The 18,728-nt window shown below is 60.1% G+C and carries 12 protein-coding genes and 8 pseudogenes; 11 read left to right on the top strand and 9 right to left on the bottom strand.

Annotated elements, in window-relative coordinates; all coding sequences use genetic code 11:
* Nucleotides 1-461: 461 nt before the first annotated feature.
* Complete coding sequence (locus L0U80_RS29690) at nt 462-944, top strand: hypothetical protein (RefSeq protein WP_233874667.1); 483 nt, start codon at nt 462-464, stop codon at nt 942-944.
* Between the two features lie 23 nt (nt 945-967).
* Here the strand turns inward: L0U80_RS29690 and L0U80_RS31900 are convergent.
* A pseudogene (locus tag L0U80_RS31900) lies at nt 968-1,090 on the bottom strand (hypothetical protein); the annotation flags it as partial.
* 670 nt (nt 1,091-1,760) lie between these two features.
* On the opposite strand from L0U80_RS31900, the pseudogene tnpC reads away from it, so the two are divergent.
* From tnpC to L0U80_RS29670, 4 genes and pseudogenes are all read left to right on the top strand, one after another.
* A pseudogene (gene tnpC / locus L0U80_RS29685) lies at nt 1,761-3,078 on the top strand (IS66 family transposase); the annotation flags it as partial.
* Between the two features lie 60 nt (nt 3,079-3,138).
* Nucleotides 3,139-3,657 carry a hypothetical protein gene (locus L0U80_RS29680; RefSeq protein WP_233874666.1) on the top strand — a complete coding sequence of 173 codons (519 nt, stop codon included), beginning with the start codon at nt 3,139-3,141 and terminating at the stop codon, nt 3,655-3,657.
* Between the two features lie 468 nt (nt 3,658-4,125).
* Nucleotides 4,126-4,329: a cold-shock protein gene (locus L0U80_RS29675; RefSeq protein WP_233874665.1), complete on the top strand. Its 204-nt coding sequence runs from the start codon at nt 4,126-4,128 to the stop codon at nt 4,327-4,329.
* A 43-nt stretch (nt 4,330-4,372) separates the two neighbouring features.
* The gene (locus L0U80_RS29670) at nt 4,373-4,672 is read left to right on the top strand and encodes an H-NS family nucleoid-associated regulatory protein (RefSeq protein WP_233874664.1); all 300 of its coding nucleotides are present in this window, start codon (nt 4,373-4,375) and stop codon (nt 4,670-4,672) included.
* Nucleotides 4,673-4,766: 94 nt separating this feature from the next.
* Here L0U80_RS29670 and L0U80_RS29665 read toward each other — a convergent pair whose 3' ends face one another.
* Nucleotides 4,767-5,054: a CppA family protein gene (locus tag L0U80_RS29665; protein ID WP_233874661.1), complete on the bottom strand. Its 288-nt coding sequence runs from the start codon at nt 5,052-5,054 to the stop codon at nt 4,767-4,769.
* Between the two features lie 112 nt (nt 5,055-5,166).
* On the opposite strand from L0U80_RS29665, the gene L0U80_RS31740 reads away from it, so the two are divergent.
* Nucleotides 5,167-5,442: a DEAD/DEAH box helicase family protein gene (locus L0U80_RS31740; RefSeq protein ID WP_308444900.1), complete on the top strand. Its 276-nt coding sequence runs from the start codon at nt 5,167-5,169 to the stop codon at nt 5,440-5,442.
* On the top strand, nt 5,439-6,632 hold the full coding sequence (locus tag L0U80_RS29660; protein ID WP_308444899.1) for an ATP-binding domain-containing protein: 1,194 nt from the start codon (nt 5,439-5,441) through the stop codon (nt 6,630-6,632). The genes L0U80_RS31740 and L0U80_RS29660 overlap by 4 nt, the downstream gene beginning before the upstream one ends.
* Nucleotides 6,633-6,963: 331 nt before the next feature.
* Here the strand turns inward: L0U80_RS29660 and L0U80_RS29655 are convergent.
* The 4 genes and pseudogenes from L0U80_RS29655 to L0U80_RS29640 all read right to left on the bottom strand — a co-directional run.
* A pseudogene (locus tag L0U80_RS29655) lies at nt 6,964-7,848 on the bottom strand (IS3 family transposase); the annotation flags it as partial.
* A 9-nt stretch (nt 7,849-7,857) separates the two neighbouring features.
* A complete protein-coding gene (locus tag L0U80_RS29650; protein ID WP_233874526.1) occupies nt 7,858-9,015 on the bottom strand; it encodes an IS30 family transposase in 1,158 nt (385 codons plus the stop codon).
* A gap of 67 nt (nt 9,016-9,082) precedes the next feature.
* Nucleotides 9,083-9,373: pseudogene (locus L0U80_RS29645) on the bottom strand (transposase); the annotation flags it as partial.
* A 22-nt stretch (nt 9,374-9,395) separates the two neighbouring features.
* Nucleotides 9,396-10,289, bottom strand: a pseudogene (locus L0U80_RS29640) (Tn3 family transposase); the annotation flags it as partial.
* Nucleotides 10,290-10,346: 57 nt separating this feature from the next.
* Here L0U80_RS29640 and L0U80_RS29635 point away from each other — a divergent pair.
* Nucleotides 10,347-11,157, top strand: a protein-coding gene (locus L0U80_RS29635; protein WP_233874659.1) for an IS5 family transposase whose coding sequence is annotated in 2 segments (ribosomal slippage) — nt 10,347-10,696 and nt 10,695-11,157 — 813 coding nt in all. Because the reading frame shifts where the segments join, the coding sequence is not laid out codon by codon here.
* 16 nt (nt 11,158-11,173) lie between these two features.
* Here L0U80_RS29635 and L0U80_RS31895 read toward each other — a convergent pair.
* A pseudogene (locus tag L0U80_RS31895) lies at nt 11,174-12,892 on the bottom strand (DUF4158 domain-containing protein); the annotation flags it as partial.
* Nucleotides 12,893-12,918: 26 nt separating this feature from the next.
* Nucleotides 12,919-14,596, bottom strand: a pseudogene (locus L0U80_RS29620) (site-specific integrase).
* 297 nt (nt 14,597-14,893) lie between these two features.
* Here L0U80_RS29620 and L0U80_RS29615 point away from each other — a divergent pair.
* The 3 genes from L0U80_RS29615 to L0U80_RS29605 are packed head-to-tail and all read left to right on the top strand — an operon-like array spanning nt 14,894 to nt 16,603.
* Nucleotides 14,894-15,460: a PAAR domain-containing protein gene (locus L0U80_RS29615; RefSeq protein WP_233874651.1), complete on the top strand. Its 567-nt coding sequence runs from the start codon at nt 14,894-14,896 to the stop codon at nt 15,458-15,460.
* 10 nt (nt 15,461-15,470) lie between these two features.
* Nucleotides 15,471-16,034 carry a PAAR domain-containing protein gene (locus L0U80_RS29610; RefSeq protein ID WP_233874648.1) on the top strand — a complete coding sequence of 188 codons (564 nt, stop codon included), beginning with the start codon at nt 15,471-15,473 and terminating at the stop codon, nt 16,032-16,034.
* A gap of 2 nt (nt 16,035-16,036) precedes the next feature.
* Nucleotides 16,037-16,603 carry a hypothetical protein gene (locus L0U80_RS29605; RefSeq protein WP_233874646.1) on the top strand — a complete coding sequence of 189 codons (567 nt, stop codon included), beginning with the start codon at nt 16,037-16,039 and terminating at the stop codon, nt 16,601-16,603.
* Nucleotides 16,604-16,916: 313 nt separating this feature from the next.
* Here L0U80_RS29605 and L0U80_RS29600 read toward each other — a convergent pair.
* Nucleotides 16,917-18,580 (bottom strand): annotated as a pseudogene (locus tag L0U80_RS29600) (ShlB/FhaC/HecB family hemolysin secretion/activation protein); the annotation flags it as partial.
* Nucleotides 18,581-18,728: the final 148 nt, after the last annotated feature.

The raw sequence follows: 18,728 nt of genomic DNA, 5'->3' as shown, positions 1-18,728 counted from the left end.
TTTTCGTAGTCCTATAAATCTATAAAAATATTTAACGTTTCGCCATCTGAATGGCGCAGCGCGCGATTTTCATTAACGCTTCGTTCAGCCTTGCTTTAGCACTGCTAAAGCAAACAACCTGCGCGGCTGACCCTAAAATTGCAGCCCTTAACACCGCCTTCAATCATCGAAACAGCACGACTGTATGGGATATATGACGCGCACTAACCAATCCAAGAAGTCGTTGCGAAAAGTGCACTCGGCGCATTGAACACCCACACCGTTCGCCCTAACTTGTTGAAATCCAGCCGTTTGGGGGCAGGTGATGAAACAGGTAGCAGAAGATGGCATTTCGTTCGCGTTATTCCAGCCAACGTATTTAATGCCAAGCTTGCTTGAACATCGCGCCGGCGTCCTGCATGAACGCCTCTTCGGTAATATCGTAGCGCTGCAGTGCATGCGGAAAATTCAGGACCGCGCTCATGGACAGCCTCTCTGAATACGGCGCGATGAACGGCCAGCGCCTTAGTGCCGCCTGCGTTTCTACGGTGACAGGATCGCCTGAAAGCTGGAATCGGGCGCAGGTCCGCGTGAACCATCGCGCTCGATTGCACCGCGCAGCCGGCCACGATATTGAGGAGTTCGACCGGGCCCTTGCGGGCACGTTCGCGGTGGAAGGCAACCGGGTCTTCGAGATGGCGATGCGGCCTTGCGGGGTTAAGGGGGGCATGACCAGTTCCGGCCGCAACTTCGTGCGTAACGGGCGCTTTGTTCTTCATCATCGTTGCGCCTCCTTTTCCGGTTGCGCATCGAAGCCCCACTTAGGCGGCGGCGAAAACCGCCGCAGCCGACCTACACGGTCGCGAGGTGTCAGCCGCCTGGTTTCGGCGAGCATACGCCCGGCGCTGTCGCGATACAGCTCGCGCAGGATGGCCGCAAGCAGACCCGTCCGATCCCAAGCCTGACAGATGCTTTTGCAACATCGTCTTGTTAGATAATTGGCCGGGATATGCGACCACGGGCGGCGGGTGTGGACTTTCCACAGAATGCCGTTAAGCACATCTCTCGGCCCGGTCCCAGGCTTTTCCACTGTCACGTCTACAGCAAACATGGGAAACAGTGACCGCACACGGCGCCACTGATCATCGGTCAAATCGCGCGGGGCAGCCCGTGACGCATCGGCCGCAGATGTGGCTTGGACAGAGGGATTATTCATGGCGCGTCCTGTTTCCGTTTATCGGAAGGCCCGCAACCACGAAAAGGAATGGGTGAGCGGGCTTATGACAGGGCTGGCGAACCGGTGTAGAACCAGAACCGGCAGGTCCGAGACCTCCCTCCCAAGGCCCGCCCATAGGAAGGACGCGCGAAGGCAGCCGTCCACCCTTGCGGGCGGACGGGGTTCTACGTATCTAGGTCGCCAGACCTAGCTGCCAGTGTTTCCGGCAGACGCCCGCCACGATCTTCAGATGGCGGACACGTAGATGCTACGTTACCCAGAGCGCGACATCGATTATATTTCAACTTCTTTAACCTTTTAACCCCTCTCCTTTGCACTTCATCAATAATTCGTGGTGGTGGCGCAAAAGTCGACAACACACCGCGGATCATTGCTATTCCCGTTGCACCGGCGTATGCCCGACCGCTGCCGGCCGGTCGGGGCGGTCCGACAAACTCCCAGCATCCGTCTGGCGTACGACATTTCGTCCAGAACGATGGGGCCAACCCGGCGATTCGTACCGGTCTGATTTTCGCACTATGGTCGGCCGCGTGTGGTGATGACCGTACGCGTCATCCAGCATCAGCGTGTGAAATACGCATGCCCCTGCTGCAATCTCGATATCAGGATCACGCCAGCGCCGGCGAGGATCATCGCTCGCGGACTGCTCACGGAATCCGCGTTCGCGTGGATCATCACCAGCAAATATCAATACGGTATGCCGCTGTACCGGCAGGCAACCCTGCTGCGCCGCTTCGGTGGTGACATCTCATCGAATACGCCAACCGCAAGCGTTGTTCGCGTTGGGTTGGCAAAGCAGCCGCTGAATAACCTGATGCGTGATGTGCTGCTTGAGTCGGAACTCAATTACGGTGACGAGACAACCTTCCAAATGCAGAAGAAGCCGGGACGACGACCTCAATCAAAGAGCTATCTCTGGGTGCAGCCGAACGACTCTGGACTGCCAGTGCGGAGTTGTCGTACTCTGCGCGGCGAGGCCCGAAGCACGCCCAAGGGCTCTATGCGGGTGTGAAGCCAGGCACTGTGCTGATGACCGACGGTTATGAGCTGTACAACGGCATCGCACACGATCACCAGCTCGTGCACCTCGGATGTTGGGCACATTATCTCGAGAGAATGTGCCTTATGCCGAGCTCTACATAAGACACACGTGTGTCGCGGCTTCATCAAGGCCGAAGAAAGCATTCCGAAGGCGGCACGCACGCCAGACCTGCCAGCCACGCGGTTCATCGCGCCGATCGGCAAGCTGTTCGCCGCTGAGGCGCGCAACGCAAAGTAGAAACCAGGACGTCGGCAGCGGCTGCGAGCGCGAAACAGCGACCGCGTGCTCGCCGCCATCGAACGCCTGATGTTCGAGCACCTGCTGACTGTCATTCCATCGAGTCTGCTCGACAAGGCCCTGCAGTACATGCACGGTCAGTGACCCAAACTGTTCCGTTATCTCGAGAACGGAAACTGGCCGATATCCAACGAACTGTGCGAAAACGCGATCAGGCCGTTCGTCACTGGTCGCAACTATCGTCACCTCGTAGTTATCGAAGGTTCGTTCGATAACTACGAGGTGACGATAGCGGCGCTTATGGAAATGCTTCTCTAAGCGCCGGGGCTGGTTGTTCGCTGACACGGTTGCCGATGCCCAGGTCAGTGCCAATCTCTATTCGCTCGTAGAGAGCAAGGCGAATGGCATCAATCCATACCGCTATCTCGTCTGGCTGTTCCAGAAGTTACCGCTCGCGCTAACCGCTGACCACTACGCTGCGCTCATGCCTCGGAGCATACCAGCATCTGGGTCGCCCCCTGTCGGAGGGGCGTCGTTCATTGAGCGCTTACAAAATATGACAGGTGATTACCCCCGCGGCTAATCACCTGTCATTTTTGTATCTGCAACCCATGAATTCAGGAAAACTATGAGAAAAATCATAATGAAATCCACGATGACCGGGACGCTGCCCCCCTATGCAGACCCGACACCGGGACCTTGTTCTGAAACACGGCGTCACGGTGAAGTACGATTCCCGTTGCGCCGCTCCCCTCAGACACAAACTCTCCTGGAGAACAGCTCGCGCAGGCGCCCAGACTGGATTCTCGAACGCACGATTCTCGCTCTCACCGAGCAACGTGCGGCACTGCGGTCATTGTTCTCGAATGCCCTGGCGCTTCAGCAGGCGAGCCTGCCAGGCTCCCGCGATCACGACGACGCCACCCGCCGCATTGCACGCGTGCACCGGGACCTGGATCTGCTCGCCCAGGCCATACGCATCGCAAGGCAATATCGCACGCAGAACGAGATCCTGCTGCATATGCTCAAGGGGCGGGACCGTGGATCGTCCCGGCGCAGGAAGCTATGGCGGCAGCTCGTGGCCGAGGCCCGACAGACACACCGCGCGCAGGATTGCGAGGCGATACTCGACGAACTGCACGATCTGCTCGGCGAGATATGAGACGTCGCACACGCCATAATTGTCTTCCAGAACGACGCGCCAAACCTGCCAGAAATTGTCTAAGGTTACGCTGAACAAGCCGCTGAATTGGCGGCGCGTCGGCGATGTGGTGTTCAGGTCGTGAATTCGACCGTCACCCCTTGGTTTTTGGCCCTTGCGCGCATTGTACGCGGGTATTTTGCCCGCCTTTCGCCCGTTACGGGCGCACCTGTGCTATCAATCGCGTGCGCGACAGGTGCACGTTGGCAAGCGCCAAGGTTGTATCGCGTTAAGGGGGGACTGGGTGAGTCAGCACCTGAGATGAAGAGGACTGTGTAAATCGCGAGAGAATAGAATTGCTCGGCAGCAGTACAACACGAGCCTGATTCTTTTCCGCTAACGGGACTCCGGCTGGTTCCGGCACGCCGTTTTGACTATGATTCACGTCGGGGCTTCGGCCTTCTTTTCATCACTTCAGGAAGATTCAATATGCAAACCGGTACCGTCAAGTGGTTCAACGACGCAAAAGGCTTTGGCTTCATTACGCCCGATGGCGGCGGTGAAGATCTGTTCGCGCATTTCTCGGAGATCCGCACGGAAGGCTTCAAGACATTGCAGGAAAACCAGAAGGTCCAGTTCGAGGTAAAGCTGGGCCCCAAGGGCAAGCAGGCAGCGAATATCCAGCCTCTGTAAGCATCGGGTTTTCTGCCTTGCCACTACGAGGTTCATATTCTTTATGAAAGGCAATATTCGCGACGGCGAGGCCCGCGAGCGGCTGATCGCGTGGTTGCGCCGCCGCATGGCGGAGTTCGGCATTACACCAGAGGCACTCGCGGATTCCATTCAGTACGACCTGGATCATGCGCCGGTCTACCGCGATGCGTTCGGCAACGAGTGGAACGGATCGGGCGCCATGCCGAACTGGCTCCGGGCCGCGCGCGACGCCGGCGTGAATCCCGAGTTCTTCCGTATCGCCCAGACGCCAACCATGCAAAGTCAGCAGCCACCCGATTGCGAGTGGCGAATAACCCGATAGAGTGGTGATTGCGGTACGTTATGCAGTTACCGCAATCTTCATGCTCTGGTCGCGCATCTGACCAGCAATATCAAATCCCGGCATCACGCGCAGTTCAGTGTCGGACACCCGGGCGCGAGTTCGTCGACGCGTGATACGAAGCAAGAATGCCCCGGATGGCGCACAGTGAGCGCTCGGCCACCGGGCTTGGCTCAATGACCCGCGACATCGCCAGCGTCGGCGCGCGCACACCCAGCCGGCGGCATATAGCCGACAGATAGGGCTTGCCCGTGCCGCCGCATTGCGCCACGGCCTTTTCAATCGCGGCTTCGCCCACATGCTCGCGCAACCATGCCAGGACCAGCCGGTCGCGCTCGGTGATGATTCTGACAAGATGCTCCATGGCGGTCTCCCGACAAAAGCTGTATATTTATACAGTACTCGCGAACGGCGATCAGGACAAGCTTTTTTAATACCTGGCAGCACGGAAGATCAGTCTCCCAATCAATCCGCCGATGACGACTTCATTCGAGCCCACCGAAGAACAGCATGCCGTGCTCGAAGTGGCGCTTCGGGGCGGCGATCTCAAGATCAAGGCGTTTGCGGGAGCGGGCAAGACGTCCACGCTTGAGCTGGTGGCCCGGCAGTTCCCGCAGCGACGTGGACTGTATCTCGCCTTTAACCGCGAGATTGCGGCAAGTGCCGCCCGGCGCTTTCCGCCCAGCGTCAGGCGCGCACGATGCACTCGCGCGCCTGGGCTGCAGCCAGCCCGGCACTACGCAATCGCATGAAGCTCGCCCCGGAACCGCCGCATGAACTGGCCGCCCGTTACGGGCTGGGCGCACTCGAAGTGCGTACCGTCACCGGCCAGGCGGTCGAGATCGTGCCGTTCGAGATCGGACGCATGATCGCCGAAGGACTCGGCCGATTCTGCCGCTCGGCCGATGCGCGGCCGCAGACGCAGCACATCGTGGTCGACGAGAAAATCGACGAGGCCATGGCGGACCCGTTGCGCAAGTGGCTCCTGCCGCACGTCGAACGGCTGTGGGAAGAAAGCGCAGCGCCACACGCGCGCAGTGCGATTTCGCCCGATGTGCTGCTCAAGCTGTGGGCGATGTCAGGACCCCACCTTGAAGCGGACTACCTGCTATTCGACGAAGCGCAGGACAGTGACGGCGTGATGCTCTCGATTCTTGAGCGCCAGCGTCACGCGCAGATCATCTACGTGGGTGACCCGTACCAGCAGATCTACGAGTGGCGAGGCGCGGTCAACGCAATGGCGCAGATCCATGCACCCGAATGCGCACTGACCGAATCGTTCCGCTTCGGCCCGACGTTTGCCGGGCTCGCGAGCCGCCTGCTTGCCATGCTGGGTGAGCCCACACCGATTCGCGGGCGGGATGGCATTGGCTCGATGATGGTGGAAGACCCGGCGCTCGTGCCCCCGGTGGACGCCATCCTGTGCCGCAAGAACGTGACGGCGATCTGGCAGTACGCCGCCGGTCTCGAAGCGGGCGAACGGCCAGCGATCCGCATGAGCACCGCGGAAATTCTCGCGTACGCGGACGGCGCCGACCAGTTGCAGGCCGGTCAGCGAGCATTCCGCCCGGCCGCGTTCTCGCTGTTCGAAACCTGGGCCGACGCGCGGGCCTTCGCGCGCAGTCCCTTCGGTCAGGATCTCGAACCACTGGTACGCATGGTCGACGAGCTGGGTACGGATTACCTGCGATCACTCGCGCAGCGCAGTGCGAACGAGGCGCAGGCCGACTACGTGATATCGACCGTGCACCGCGCGAAGGGACTGGAGTGGAAGCGCGTGAAGGTGGCGGGCGACTTTCGTCTGAGAGGCCCCGACGGCAGCCCGTGGCCCGAGGACAATGAGCTGCGCCTGCTTTATGTCGCAGTAACGCGTGCGCAGCATCTTCTGGACATCTCGGCGCTGCGCGATGAGCTGGTGAGAATCGTTACACTCGGGCGGTAGCTCTGGCACCTGCATGGAATACTTCTGGACTGCGAATCACCTAGCTATCAGGCAATACAGGTCTACGACTGAAAGAACGTGTACAGGCTGTCCGCTTCCTTGCTGAACGTCGCCAGATGGGCCTTTGACCCAGTGGGGCAACGCCGGAACCGGATCTGGTCGAAACTGGCCCGATTCCCCGGTGAAAGATCGAAGCGGCCGAACGTCCAGTCAAAGACCGCGCCCTCGACGACCCGATCCAGATCTGGCGGATCAATCTCGGCAAATGAAATCTCCGTGCTATACGAGGGCAGCAGGCCGGAGGGCGGTGCGGCTAAAATCTTGGACTGGGTTATGCCGCAATACCGAGGCTTTCCCGGTATTCGAGGGGGCTTAAAGAGCCAAGCGAGACCTTGATCCGCGTTGCGTTGTACCAGCGGATGTAAGAATCGAGGACCTCAATGAAGTGATCAACGGTCGTCTTCCGCCAGTCTCGAGGATAAAACAGTTCCGTCTTGAGCCGCCCGAAGAATCCTTCACAGGCTGCATTATCAGGCGAGCATCCTTTGCGTGACATAGAGCGAACGAGCCTGGCATCGCGCATCCGGGATAGCCATCCCGGCCAGCGATAGTGGGCGGAATGTAACAGTAGTCCCGGTGCCGGCTTGCGTTGCCAGCACGCGCTGCGCAGTGCCTGGCAGACCAGGTCGGCATCGATTCGTTCGGACATCGACCAGCCCACGACGCGTCGGCTCGCCAGATCCAGGATCGCCGCCAGATATAACCAGCCTTCACCGGTCCGGACGAACGTGATGTCGCTGACCCACGCCTGATTGGGCAGCCAGCCGTCGAAACGACGATCAAGCAGATTCGGCGCCACCGGCAGGCGATGCGTCGAATCCGTCGTGACCCGATACGGACGCTTGTAGACCGGGCGCAGCCCCTGGCGTTGCAAGCTGCGACGTACGCGTTCGGCGCTCGCCGGCTGGCCCTGGTCACGCAACTGCCGCACGATACGAGGACGGCCGTAGCTGCCGCGACTCGACCGGTGGATGGCGGCGACCGCAGCGTCCAGCGCTGCATTGGCCTGAGCGCGTCCGCTTGCGCCACGCCGCCGCCACTGGCAATAGCCGCTGCGCGATACATCAAGTATTCGGCACACGCGACTGACGCTGTACCGGTCGCGGTAAGTATCGATCCAGGCGTACTTCACCGCGACCCCTTCGCGAAGTACGCCGTGGTAGGTTCAATGAGTCGCTGCAACAGCCTCGCGTAGTTTATCGGCCGGAGACATGAAGCCCAATGTCTTTCTGGGCCTTTCATTGAGTCGCGCCGCGATTTTGTTCAGTTCCGCCTGCGAATATTGATCAAGTTGCGTACCGTGAGGCAAGTACTGACGCAGAAGTCGGTTCGTGTTTTCGTTGGTACCGCGTTGCCAAGGACTTCGCGGGTCGCAGAAGTAGACCTTCACATCCGTGGCAATGGTGAAGTCTTTGTGGTTCGCTAGCTCCATGCCACGGTCCCAGGTGAGCGACTTGCGTAGATGCCGCGGCAGCCGTTTAACCTCGCGCTTGAGGCCCGCGACAACGCTCACCGTGTCTTTTCCCTTTACCTTGACGAGGATGGTGAATCTCGAGCGCCGCTCGACCAGCGTAGCGACATGAGTATTGTTGGCGCCACTGACGAGATCTCCTTCCCAATGACCAGGTACCGCACGGTCAGCTGCTTCAGGTGGTCGCTCGTGAATCGAAACCGCGTCAGCGATCTTGTTGCGAGCGCCCTTCGTGCTAGAAAAGCGTGAGTGACGCATCTTCCGTTGGGTCCGCAAGTGATACTGCAGCTCCTTCTTCAGGACGCCGCGCGCTTGCACAAACAGGCTGCGATAGATCGTCTCGTGAGACACGCGCATCGACTCGTCATCGGCATATCGGTTCTTAAGCCAACCGCTCACTTGCTCTGGAGACCATTCGCGGCAAAGCTTACGCTCGACCGCGTAGCGCAAGCGCCGATTCTGCTCCAGGAGGCAGTGTTTGGGTCGCAGAGCGGCCTTCGAGGCTCGCTCCTCGGCTTCCAGAGCTCGATAGTGGCCTGTTCCGCCGTTACGCGCAATCTCACGGGAAATCGTGGAAGGCGCGCGACTCAAATCGCGGGCAATCGCTCGAATCGAAAGTCCAGCGGAGATGCCGCGCGAGATATCTTCACGTTCGCTCAACGTCAATGCCCGCAACGGCCGCTTACGAGCAGCAGGGGTGTACCCTCCGCATAGTCGGATCACGCCGTAAATCGACCCTGCAGGCTTGCCTAGTGCCTTACCGATACCAAGAAACGATTCGCCTGCCCGCCACCGCCGCCAAACCTCTGACTTGCCTTCTGGCGGCAACCCAGGCCGTCCCATTTGTGCCATTCGCCAACCCTCCCTCATTCGATACTAATAGGAAGGTGTTGCAACGACTCATTGAACCTACCGTTGCTTTTGAGAGAATTTCGATGTCGAGTTTCGCGCTGGCCAATTCTTTGCGCAGCCGACTGTTCTCCGCTTCCAGCTCACTAATCGGGCGAGTTGCTCGTGCCGCGACCGCTTCACGACCGCTTGCCTCGCCAACGCCGTCGGCGCGGCTACGCCGCATCCAGTTCCCTAATGTCGCCACCGGTACCCCGAGCCGGCGGGCGGCTTCATGCTGACCGACTGATTCGGCAAGCCTGACGGCCTCGACCTTGAATTCGTCCGTGTATTGCCGTTTCGGCACTGACTTTTCTGACATGCAATCCTCCGTACACACAGGAAATTAACAAAATTCCTGCTGTACGCGAAATCGAGGCATGGTCACGCTGCTCGTGCCGGACGTTTTCGGCGATCACGCCTTCGCCACCGAACATCAGCCACTGTGCGAAGTCGTTGAACTGCTCGCTCTTGTTGGTCGCCGCGTGAATCGTGCGACGCAGCTCCGGTTCATTGAGATATTTCAGCAGGAACAGCGTCCGGATCACGCGTCCCAGCTCCCGGAATGCAAAGTAGAGCTTGTTTTTCGTGCTCTCCGAGCCTAGGCGGCGCAGGATCGTCGACGGCGTCATCTTGCCCGCCTTGATCGACACCGCAACGCGCATCATGTCGGCATAGTGCCGTTCGATCAGTTCCCAGTTTATCGTCCAGCGGCACAGGCTGTCGATGTGCTTGTACTTGCGGCGTTTGTCCGCCTTGTACAGCACAAGATCCTTGATGTTGCGCATGCGCGGCATCAGGTTGATACCCGTCACGTACGACAGACCGAAGACTGGACCGCTTTGCGCTTGCGTATCGCCGTGGATCGTATCGGGCTTGACGTCGGCGCCGTTCGGGATCAGTCCATCGAGGATGTAGACCGCTTCGTGAACGCCACACGGGATGAAGTGACTGAACAGCGCGATGTACATGTCGGACACATGATAGTAGCCGATCCCACCGTATCCCCCATAGCGGACGTGATACTCCGACAGCAGGTTCTGCTCATATAGGCTCCACTTGGTGCCATCGGCCGACGCGCGCTTGCCGCTGCCCCAGTATTTTGGCAACGCGAACTGGTTGTACGCGTTGATCACCTTCACGTTCGCCTTGTCGAGTCGCTCCTCCGTGACGTGTTTCAGGTTCAGCCAGGCGACCTGCTTGCGGCTAAGAAGCTGTTGCGAAATTAAGTTTTGGGTCTGTTAACTTTTCCGACGTGGTGTTAACTTCTGTCTTGTTTTGCCTGACAGGAAGCGATGCCTAAAGAACTTATCGACGACGAATTGTGGGTACTTATCGAACCGCTTTTGCCTGCTCGGGCACCACGCAATCGCCAGTATGCGGGCCGCAAGCCGACTCCCGACCGTGCCGCGCTGACGGGCATCGTATTCGTGCTGCGCTCCGGCATTGCGTGGAATCTGCTCCCGCAGGAGATGGGATGTGGTTCGGGCACCGCCTGCTGGCGACGGCTCGTGGCATGGCAAGAAGCAGGAGTCTGGCAACGCATCCACGAAACGCTGCTGGCCGAACTGCGTCGTCGTGGCGAAATCGACTTGTCACGAGCACTTGTAGACAGCTCGTCGATTCGCGCGGTGCTGGCGGGAAAAAACCGGCCCGAATCCCACGGACCGGCGCAAGCTCGGCAGCAAACACCACCTCATCGTCGACGCGAAAGGCATCCCGCTCGCGGTCATCCTGAGCGGGGCGAATCGCCATGACGTCACCCAGCTTGATGCACTCGTCGATGCCATTCCACACATTAGAGGCAAGCGTGGGCGTCCCCTGCATAAACCGCAAATCGTTCAGGGCGACCGGGGCTACAGTTCCGAACCACATCGACAGCGTTTGAGAGAACGCGGCATCATGCCGGTGCTCGCAAAGATTGGTTCGCCCCATGGCAGTGGTCTCGGAAAAACGCGTTGGCCAGTCGAGCGCTCGATTGCATGGCTTCACTCGTTTCGACGCCTGAAGATTCGTTACGAACGTTATGCCCATGTCCATGAAGCCTTTCTCTCTCTGGCTTGCGCCTTGATTTGCTGGACACGACTCAAGCCAATGCTTAACTAATTTCGCAACAGCTTCTAAGTCCTTTCACCGAACGCGCCGTCTGGCTCGGCCCCAGGTTGCAGCCGTAGCAGAACAGCGTTGTGATGAAACGCTTGCGCGGATCGTCGACTTTCGCGTCAAACCCGGACAGCGGTCCAAACAGTTTATGCAGATCGAGCCACTGCTCGGTTTCGCTGAGGAGATCCAGGATGCTGAGCTGCGGCATCGATGCCGTGATGGCCTGATCGATCAGCGTGCGGTTCGGCGGCTCGGGCTCCTTGCCCGGCTTGTGAATGACGAGTTCCTCATTGACGAACTCGATACTGTCGTTTGCTGGGAAGTTTGCATCTGCCTCGTCGAGCGCCGCGTTCAGCCTGTCTCGCAGATCCTTAGCGAAGCTCTTGCCGTCTGTGGGCAAACCCACGATCTCGCAGTAGCGCGGCAACTCACGCCGGAATTCCTCGTCGGAAACCTGATGCACCCGATAATCGTCGAAACGATCGCTACCTTCGACGTAAAGATCGCCGGAATTCAGTTCCCGCATGATCTGGCTAAAGACAGCCAATTCGAAGAACCGGCGGTGCAGCATCCGGCTGTCCCGGCCGTGCGGGAACACGGCACGCTCCCACTTCTCCGGCAACCAGTCCAGCGGCAGATTCGCGAGATCGTTCTCTGTCAGCAGCAGGTATTCGCGGTGCGCGTTCCGGAAACCTTGCAGCCACGCGAGCGCGACCAGCACCGCACGATCCTGCGAGCTCGATTGCAACGGCAGCACGTCCATGCACTGGAACAGTAGCGAGCGCTGGGTGCGGTACGGTACGAGCATGAACGGCAGGTCGAACTGCCCGGCATAAGCGATGTGCTCGTTGCACTGAGCAAGCGCCTCGGCCGGGTCGCCGAGCGCTTCGCGGATTTTCGGTAACCGCTTAGGCTCCGGTACGCCCTCGTCCTGAAGAATCTGCAGGACGTCCCGGAACTGCCCGACCAGCCCCTCCAGCATACCGGCGTGTTCAAGATGGTATTTTTACAGCCGGACCTTTGCGTAGGACTCCAGCTTGCGCACCACCTTGATGAAGATTTCAGCGACGTCATCAAGCGCCTTCTGCAACCGCGCCTGAATGAAGAGTACCGCAAGCGCATGACGCTTCGCGGTCCTGAGCGAACGCAGTTCCGAAACGTCGAGCGCCCGCGCTTCGGTGACCAGTTGGGCCCGCTTGCTGACAGACAGGATCGCGGGCGGCGCCGGCAAACCTTCCGCCAGTTTCCTGATTCCGTTGATATGTTTTGGGAAGCTGGCGATCGCCCGCGCAGCGGGCCGCTTCGGCTCCTGTTTCAGATCGTCCCAGCCAGACCTGCCGGCCTTGACGACGAGAAGCGCGTCGATCCGTTCGATGAGTGCTGCGTCGAGTGCGCCGGTAATCGCCCCATAGATCGCCTCGTTGAGATCGTTGCGCGCCTGCGTGGCGATGCGCCGCAGCGTCGCCAGCGGCGGCAGCTCGTACCGGCGCCGGACCAGTTCCTCGATCAGCACGTTGATGAGGTCGGGCAGTTCGATCTTTGTCCGGGCTTCGGCCGACGCGAGCTCAGCAAGCGAAGCCGCCTCACCCGCATCGAACGCCCGAATGTCAAGCCAGCCGCGCAGCGGTTTCTGGTGACGGATGCGGGTGCCCGACACGTCATACCGTGCGATCGCCGTCCGGGACAGGGCGCGGGCCCGCATCGACGTCCGGATGTGATCGACGATGGCAGGCGGCACCGGATAGATGGTCTCGTGGACAGTCGTCACGTTGGCTGCCGCCGCGCAAAGATCTGCTCGATCTGCCGGGTCCGCTGAACTTCGTCGTCGTCCAGGTAGATCGAGGTCGTTGTGATCGACGCGTGACGCAGATTGTCACGCACAGTCGTTAGCGTGGCGCCCTGTGCGAGAGCATTTGTTGCGTGCGTATGCCGCAGCCAGTGTGGCGTCGCGCGCTGCAGCTTGCCGGCGAGTGCCGGGTGGTCGGCCCGAATTGCGTCGGCGGCGGTCTGGAAGAACCTGCGCAGCACCTCTCTCAGGGGCGGAGTGGTGATGCCGCCGGGTTCGTCGAGATGGCCAAACAGCGGCGTATCCGGTGCCCAGCGTGCGGGGCTCACGGGCAGACCGCGCTGCATCAGGTATTGGTCCAGCGCAAATCGTGCGAGCGGCGGCAGCACCACCTTGCCGGCCTTCGCCCCCTTACCGGTGAGGTGAAGCCACCGCTCGCCGCGCGTGCCGGTCATGATGCCGCCGAGTGTAACGCTGACCAGTTCGCCTGCGCGCAGGCCAGTCGCGTAACCGAAATCGAGGAGAAAGCGCAGACGCTGTGCGGCGGGAACTGCCCAGCCACACGACCATTCGAGACCATCTGCAATCGTGCGGATCAGCTCCCACTCTCCGGCCGTAAAGGCGCGCGAGATGTCCAGCTCACCATTGCGCTGCGCGCCGCGCACCCTGAGGCCGGCAAACGGATTCGCTAGCACGTAGTGCTGCTCGATCAGCCAGCGAAACATCCCACTCAGAACCGACAGTGCATAGGCGATGGAATCTGGCGACAGCGCGCCCGTGAACGGTCGCCATTCGAACGACGTTCGCGGTCGCGCCGGTGCAACCCACCTGGCTCGGGGTGCGGGATGGCGCAGGAAGCCGCGATAAGCGGTCGCATCCTCGCTCGTGAGCGAAGACAGCGCGCGACCACGCTCGACAATCGCCCACAGCAGCAGGCGCTCGGCTTCCCGGCGATAGGCGCGTTGCGTTTCGGCAGCTTCGTGCCGGTCAAGCCAGGCGTTGATCGCCTGATAGTCGTTATCGGCCTTGAGCGCGCACATGGGCCTAGGCGCCCGGAAGACGCCGCGCGAGCCGTCGACGTCATGTGGCACGCGAATGTTTTCCCACGGCACCACGGGCTCCGGTACCGTTACGACAACCAGCGCGCGGGCGCGTTCGGTGAGCACCGGGTGCGCGGCAAAGAAGGCTTCAATATGACGTGCGCTGCGCACGCCGAGTCCGGCAATCGCCCGCCACCAGCGTTGGCGACGAGGGATGCGTACGGTCAGATCGGCCAGCGTCCGGATGCCATGCTGATGCAGCACGGTGACAACACGGGCTGGTAGCCAGACATCGACCGCGTCGCTAACCTGTGGTTGCGGGACCGCAAGCGTCCAGGATGTCTAGCGCCCGGGTCGCGGCCTTGCGATGACGGGTCCGTTCGCTCACTGCACACTGGAACAGCCGGGCCAGATCTGCGCGATGCCGGCTGAGGGCGAAGCCGGCGAGCTGCCGACGAATCTGCCCAATCACGCCGCGCGCCGACTGGTCGCCTTCGAGCGCCTGCGGACAATAGCGCTCGACCGCCTCTCGCGCGCCAACGCCCGCATACCACGCGCGCAGCGCGGACAGGGACGCGGTATCAGGAAAGGACGGTGGCGACGGAGCGTTCGGCATCCGGAGATTATAGGCAACATGATGAAACCACAGGTGAAGGTCAAGTGTGGTGCGTTTCCGAAAACGACAGTTTTGTAAAAAAACGTCACCCTATCGATAATAAGGGTTAGCGATAGGGTATCGCTATAAATCCTATTCGTACGAGATTCGTTCTCCTCATTCATTGATCTCGCGCCGGAAAGTTGAGTCGCCACCACCACAGAATGAAAAATAGATTTGACAGTATCAGACGACGTTATGAGGTATCGTAATCCGCCGCATTTCCGGTCAACAACGACTGACACAAGGGACGTGTGCATGGCAATTTTCTACAGCGCGGTCAAAGACGACCCGCTCAGCAGTGGCGGCAATAGCCGGGTTGTTGAGGGCTGGAACGACACAATCGAGTGCGAGGACGGGCAAACCAGGTATCTAGCCTACCTGGGTCAACGGGCATGGTGCGACGCCTGCAAGAGCCTTGGCGTGATCGTCGCCGCGCCTGGCTCGCCGGATACCGACCGGATGCACGACCACGAGCTGAACGCTCGGCAGGCCTTGGGCGGCGATCTGGTCATGTGCAAATGCGCGCAACGACCGGTCGTCATCGCACGCTATGGCCGTAGCTGGATGATCGAGACAGGCGGCAACGCGAGTGCGGCAGCGGGCAAGGCTGCGGAGGTGCCAGCTGTGCCCGCACAGGAATCGAGCTTCAATGACCGGTTTGTATTGCGAGATGCGAACGGGCAGTCAATCGCCAACGCGGCGTACGTAGTCCAACGCGAAACGGGCGACTTCGAGTACGGCGAAACAGACGAGAAAGGACATACACATCTGCTTTCGTCGGTCGCTGCCGCGGAAAGCATTCGCGTGTTTCTTGCAGGGTGAGGAATAGGACATGATGCGTCGAATTGCCGTTGTCGGCGACCAGCTGGAAACAGGTGGGCAAGTCCTTCCCTATAGTGGTCCAGTCTTTACGATAGGCGACGCGGGGCACCAGGTTGCGCTGATTGGCGGGACTGCCTGGTGCGAAGCGTGTAAAAGCACGGGCGTGATAGCGAAGGCCGGCGGCCCCCGGCGCATCGACTTTATGGGAGAGACGGCAGCCGATCGCGATATCGTTCTCTGCAAGTGTCCAACGCCCCCGCAAATTGTCGCCACGCTCTCCGGCGATTCGTGGTGCGATGACATGGCGGAAACGATGGGAGTGGCGACACCAACAGCCACACGCCATGGCGTGACGGACGCAGGAGCGTCCTGTACCGCTTCTCCTGTCATTGGTCAGTACGACGACCATTTCGTCTTGCGCAATGCAGACGGGCAAGTACTGACTCATACCGCCTATGCGGTGCAGCGAAAAAGTGGCATTTTCGAGTACGGCGAAACGGATGATGATGGGCACACGCATTTGCTTGCCTCCACCGCCTCCGCCGAGAACGTCAACGTTTACCTTGCAGGATAGCCATGCCAGAGCAGATTCACGTCTCCCCCGATGGGGTGAGATATCGATTGATCGCGACTCGAACCACCACGCCAACAACCGATTCCGATGCGAAGGAAATTCGAACGGAGACAGATAGCGTCGAGGTGATTGTCAGCGATTCGCGACTGGTCAGCCGGGGATCACAATTCGGTCACGTGGCAATCATTGTCGATGGCATAGCGTACTCACGAGCACATGACGGGTACGATTCAAAAAAGACATATGCCCAGTATGTTGCTGTACAAGAGAGCTTTCGCGATTCTGTTGGCTATGTCCTCCGCGTGTCTCCGGAAGAAAAGAAGAAGATTGAAGCCGAACTGAAGCGCCGCGTGGCCGTAACCAACGGCGATCCAGCACGGCACGAATACAGCCTTCTGGATAACAGTTGCTCATCGAATGTGGCTGACGTATTAAATCTGGTTGGGATCGTTGCCTATGATCCGCGATGGTCTGCTTTTGGCATGGTCAGCCCAGAAGACATCGCTGTCGGTCTATCACATTCCAAGCGGGTGAAGGAGAGGCGCTTCTACCCCAAAGACGGCTCATGAGAAACATTCTTACAGCGATCATCGTCGCGATCGGAATCCCGATGTCGGCTTGCTCAAACAAAACGCACGAAGTATGGGTGGCCACCACGGCCACCCCTGTATACGCCTCGGAAAGTGACACAGAAGCGAGAATTCTGTTCACGCTAGCCACCGGCGATACTTGCACACCACTGCGTAGCATTGTGATGAAGGCATATCTGCACACCGAGATTCAGTGCAAGAGCGGACGCGGATGGACTATCGACAAGCAAAATTTCGACATTAAATCAGTAGGTTAGACTTTGATGTGGCGGATTTTTCGCGAATCCCGGCCAAACCTCTCATAGCTGTACGCGCCAAAGCGTGTCGGTACACCCCCGCGTAATCCCACGACTGCGCCCGCCAGTTGCGTTCCCACCAGCAGCGCAGTAGACGGTCCCCATACACGACCGTAGTCCAGCCCCGCATAGACCGCCTGCCCCGTCTGCCCGAGCGGATACTGCAGTTCGTTGCGCCAGTAGAAGCCTTTCTCCGCCGCGAGCATCGTTTCACCGCTGAAGCCGCGCACGGTGTAGCGGCTGCCGATGGTCAGGTCATCGATGTAGTTCAGCTCGTCGGTGGTGAACTGCCCGTGCAGCGTGCCGACATAGCGGAACGACTGCCCCGCGAGCGCGAACGGCACCGAGAGGTTCGCGTCGAGCGTCGCCATCCTGAAGCGGTAGGTCGGACCGCCCGGCGTATCGGGCTGCGCGCCGAGTCCACCGATGCCCTGCCGGTAAGCGAGCGTGCCGTCGAACTGCGACGCGCCGAAGTAATGACGGTTGGTCAGCCCAGCCTCAATGAACGTGTTGTCGCGGTGCTGCTGCGGTATAGAGGTATCCGCGATAAAGCTCTCGCCCCACCGCTTGATAAGCTGGAACTCGACGCCCGTTACGTCGCTCTGGCTGCGGCGAATGACCCGCTCCAGCTTGAGGCCCACCGTCTGCGCGTTGCCGCTCGCGACAAATTTGTCGTTGGCGTAGGCAACCTGCTGGTAGTACGTATTCGTATAGCCGTACAGCGTGCCGGTCCAGTAGCCCCACGGCACTGCATACGAGGCATTCCAGCCGTGCGTGCCGAGGTCGTGATTGCCGAACTGCAGATCGTGGTTGAAGCCTGCCGAAAGCACATCATTCAGGCCCAGCAGGTTGTACAGGCCGAGCGACACGTTACCGATATAGCCGCCCGTCTCACGCGTGCCCGAGTTGTCTGCGGAGACTACGAGCGACCACGGTTTGGTGCGCTTGGCGGTAATGACCACATCGCTTTCACCCGGCACCGTACCGGGCACGATCTCCATGCTCGCATCCTGGTTCGGTACGCGCTTCATCTGCTCCAGACCCTGCTCCAGGTCACGCAACTGGAGTACGTCCCCGTCCCGCGCCGGGAACACGGTTTTGAGGGTGCCGCGCGTGTCGGCGTCGGCGAACTTCAGGTGGCGGGTCACGCCCGGTATGAGGGCGAACTTGAGCGCCCCCTTTGAGAGGTCCTGCGCCGGCAGGAGGACGCGCGTCGTAATGTAGCCCCGGCTCAGGATGACGCCTTGCAGACCTTTGGTCAGTAGGTCGAGGCCCTGCTTGCCCACGCACTGCCCCTCATAGTGCCGCAGCCAGTCGTGCAGGAATGCGAACGGGTCCATTGGCAGGGCTGACGCGCCCTTCACACGGGTCACCTCGGGCAGTGTGTCGGGCACCTCGACCGAGAACGAGTCGATACGGAAACACGGCGTCTCGACCGGCAGGACCGGCATTTCCCCGCCACAGGCGCCGCCGAGCGCACAACGGGCGCGGCAACCGTTGCCGCGCGCTGCTGCCCGTCGCGTTGCTGCTGGACCTGCTGTTGCTGCTCGGCGTTCGCGCGGGCCGCCGCCGCTGCCACGTCGGGCGGAGTTTGCGCATGGACAGCGAGAGGGAAGAGAACCGCGAGCGGAACAGCCAAAAGGTTTCTGTTAATTTTCATCTGCCTTGTTGCTTTTGTTATCGTCCTGTCTGCTTTCGCCGTAGTACTTTTCGTAGCACTTACGGGCCTTTCTATAGCTGTAGTCGAAGGGCTTGAGTCCCAACGTATCCGCCTGGGTCGAATATCCGCCAATTACTGCAAGCAGGAA

The sequence above is a fragment of the Paraburkholderia adhaesiva genome, assembly GCF_021390575.1.
Taxonomy (GTDB): Bacteria; Pseudomonadota; Gammaproteobacteria; order Burkholderiales; family Burkholderiaceae; genus Paraburkholderia; species Paraburkholderia adhaesiva.
The sequence above is the reverse complement of the archived record's forward strand: the minus strand, read 5'-3'. Positions and strand labels throughout refer to the sequence as shown.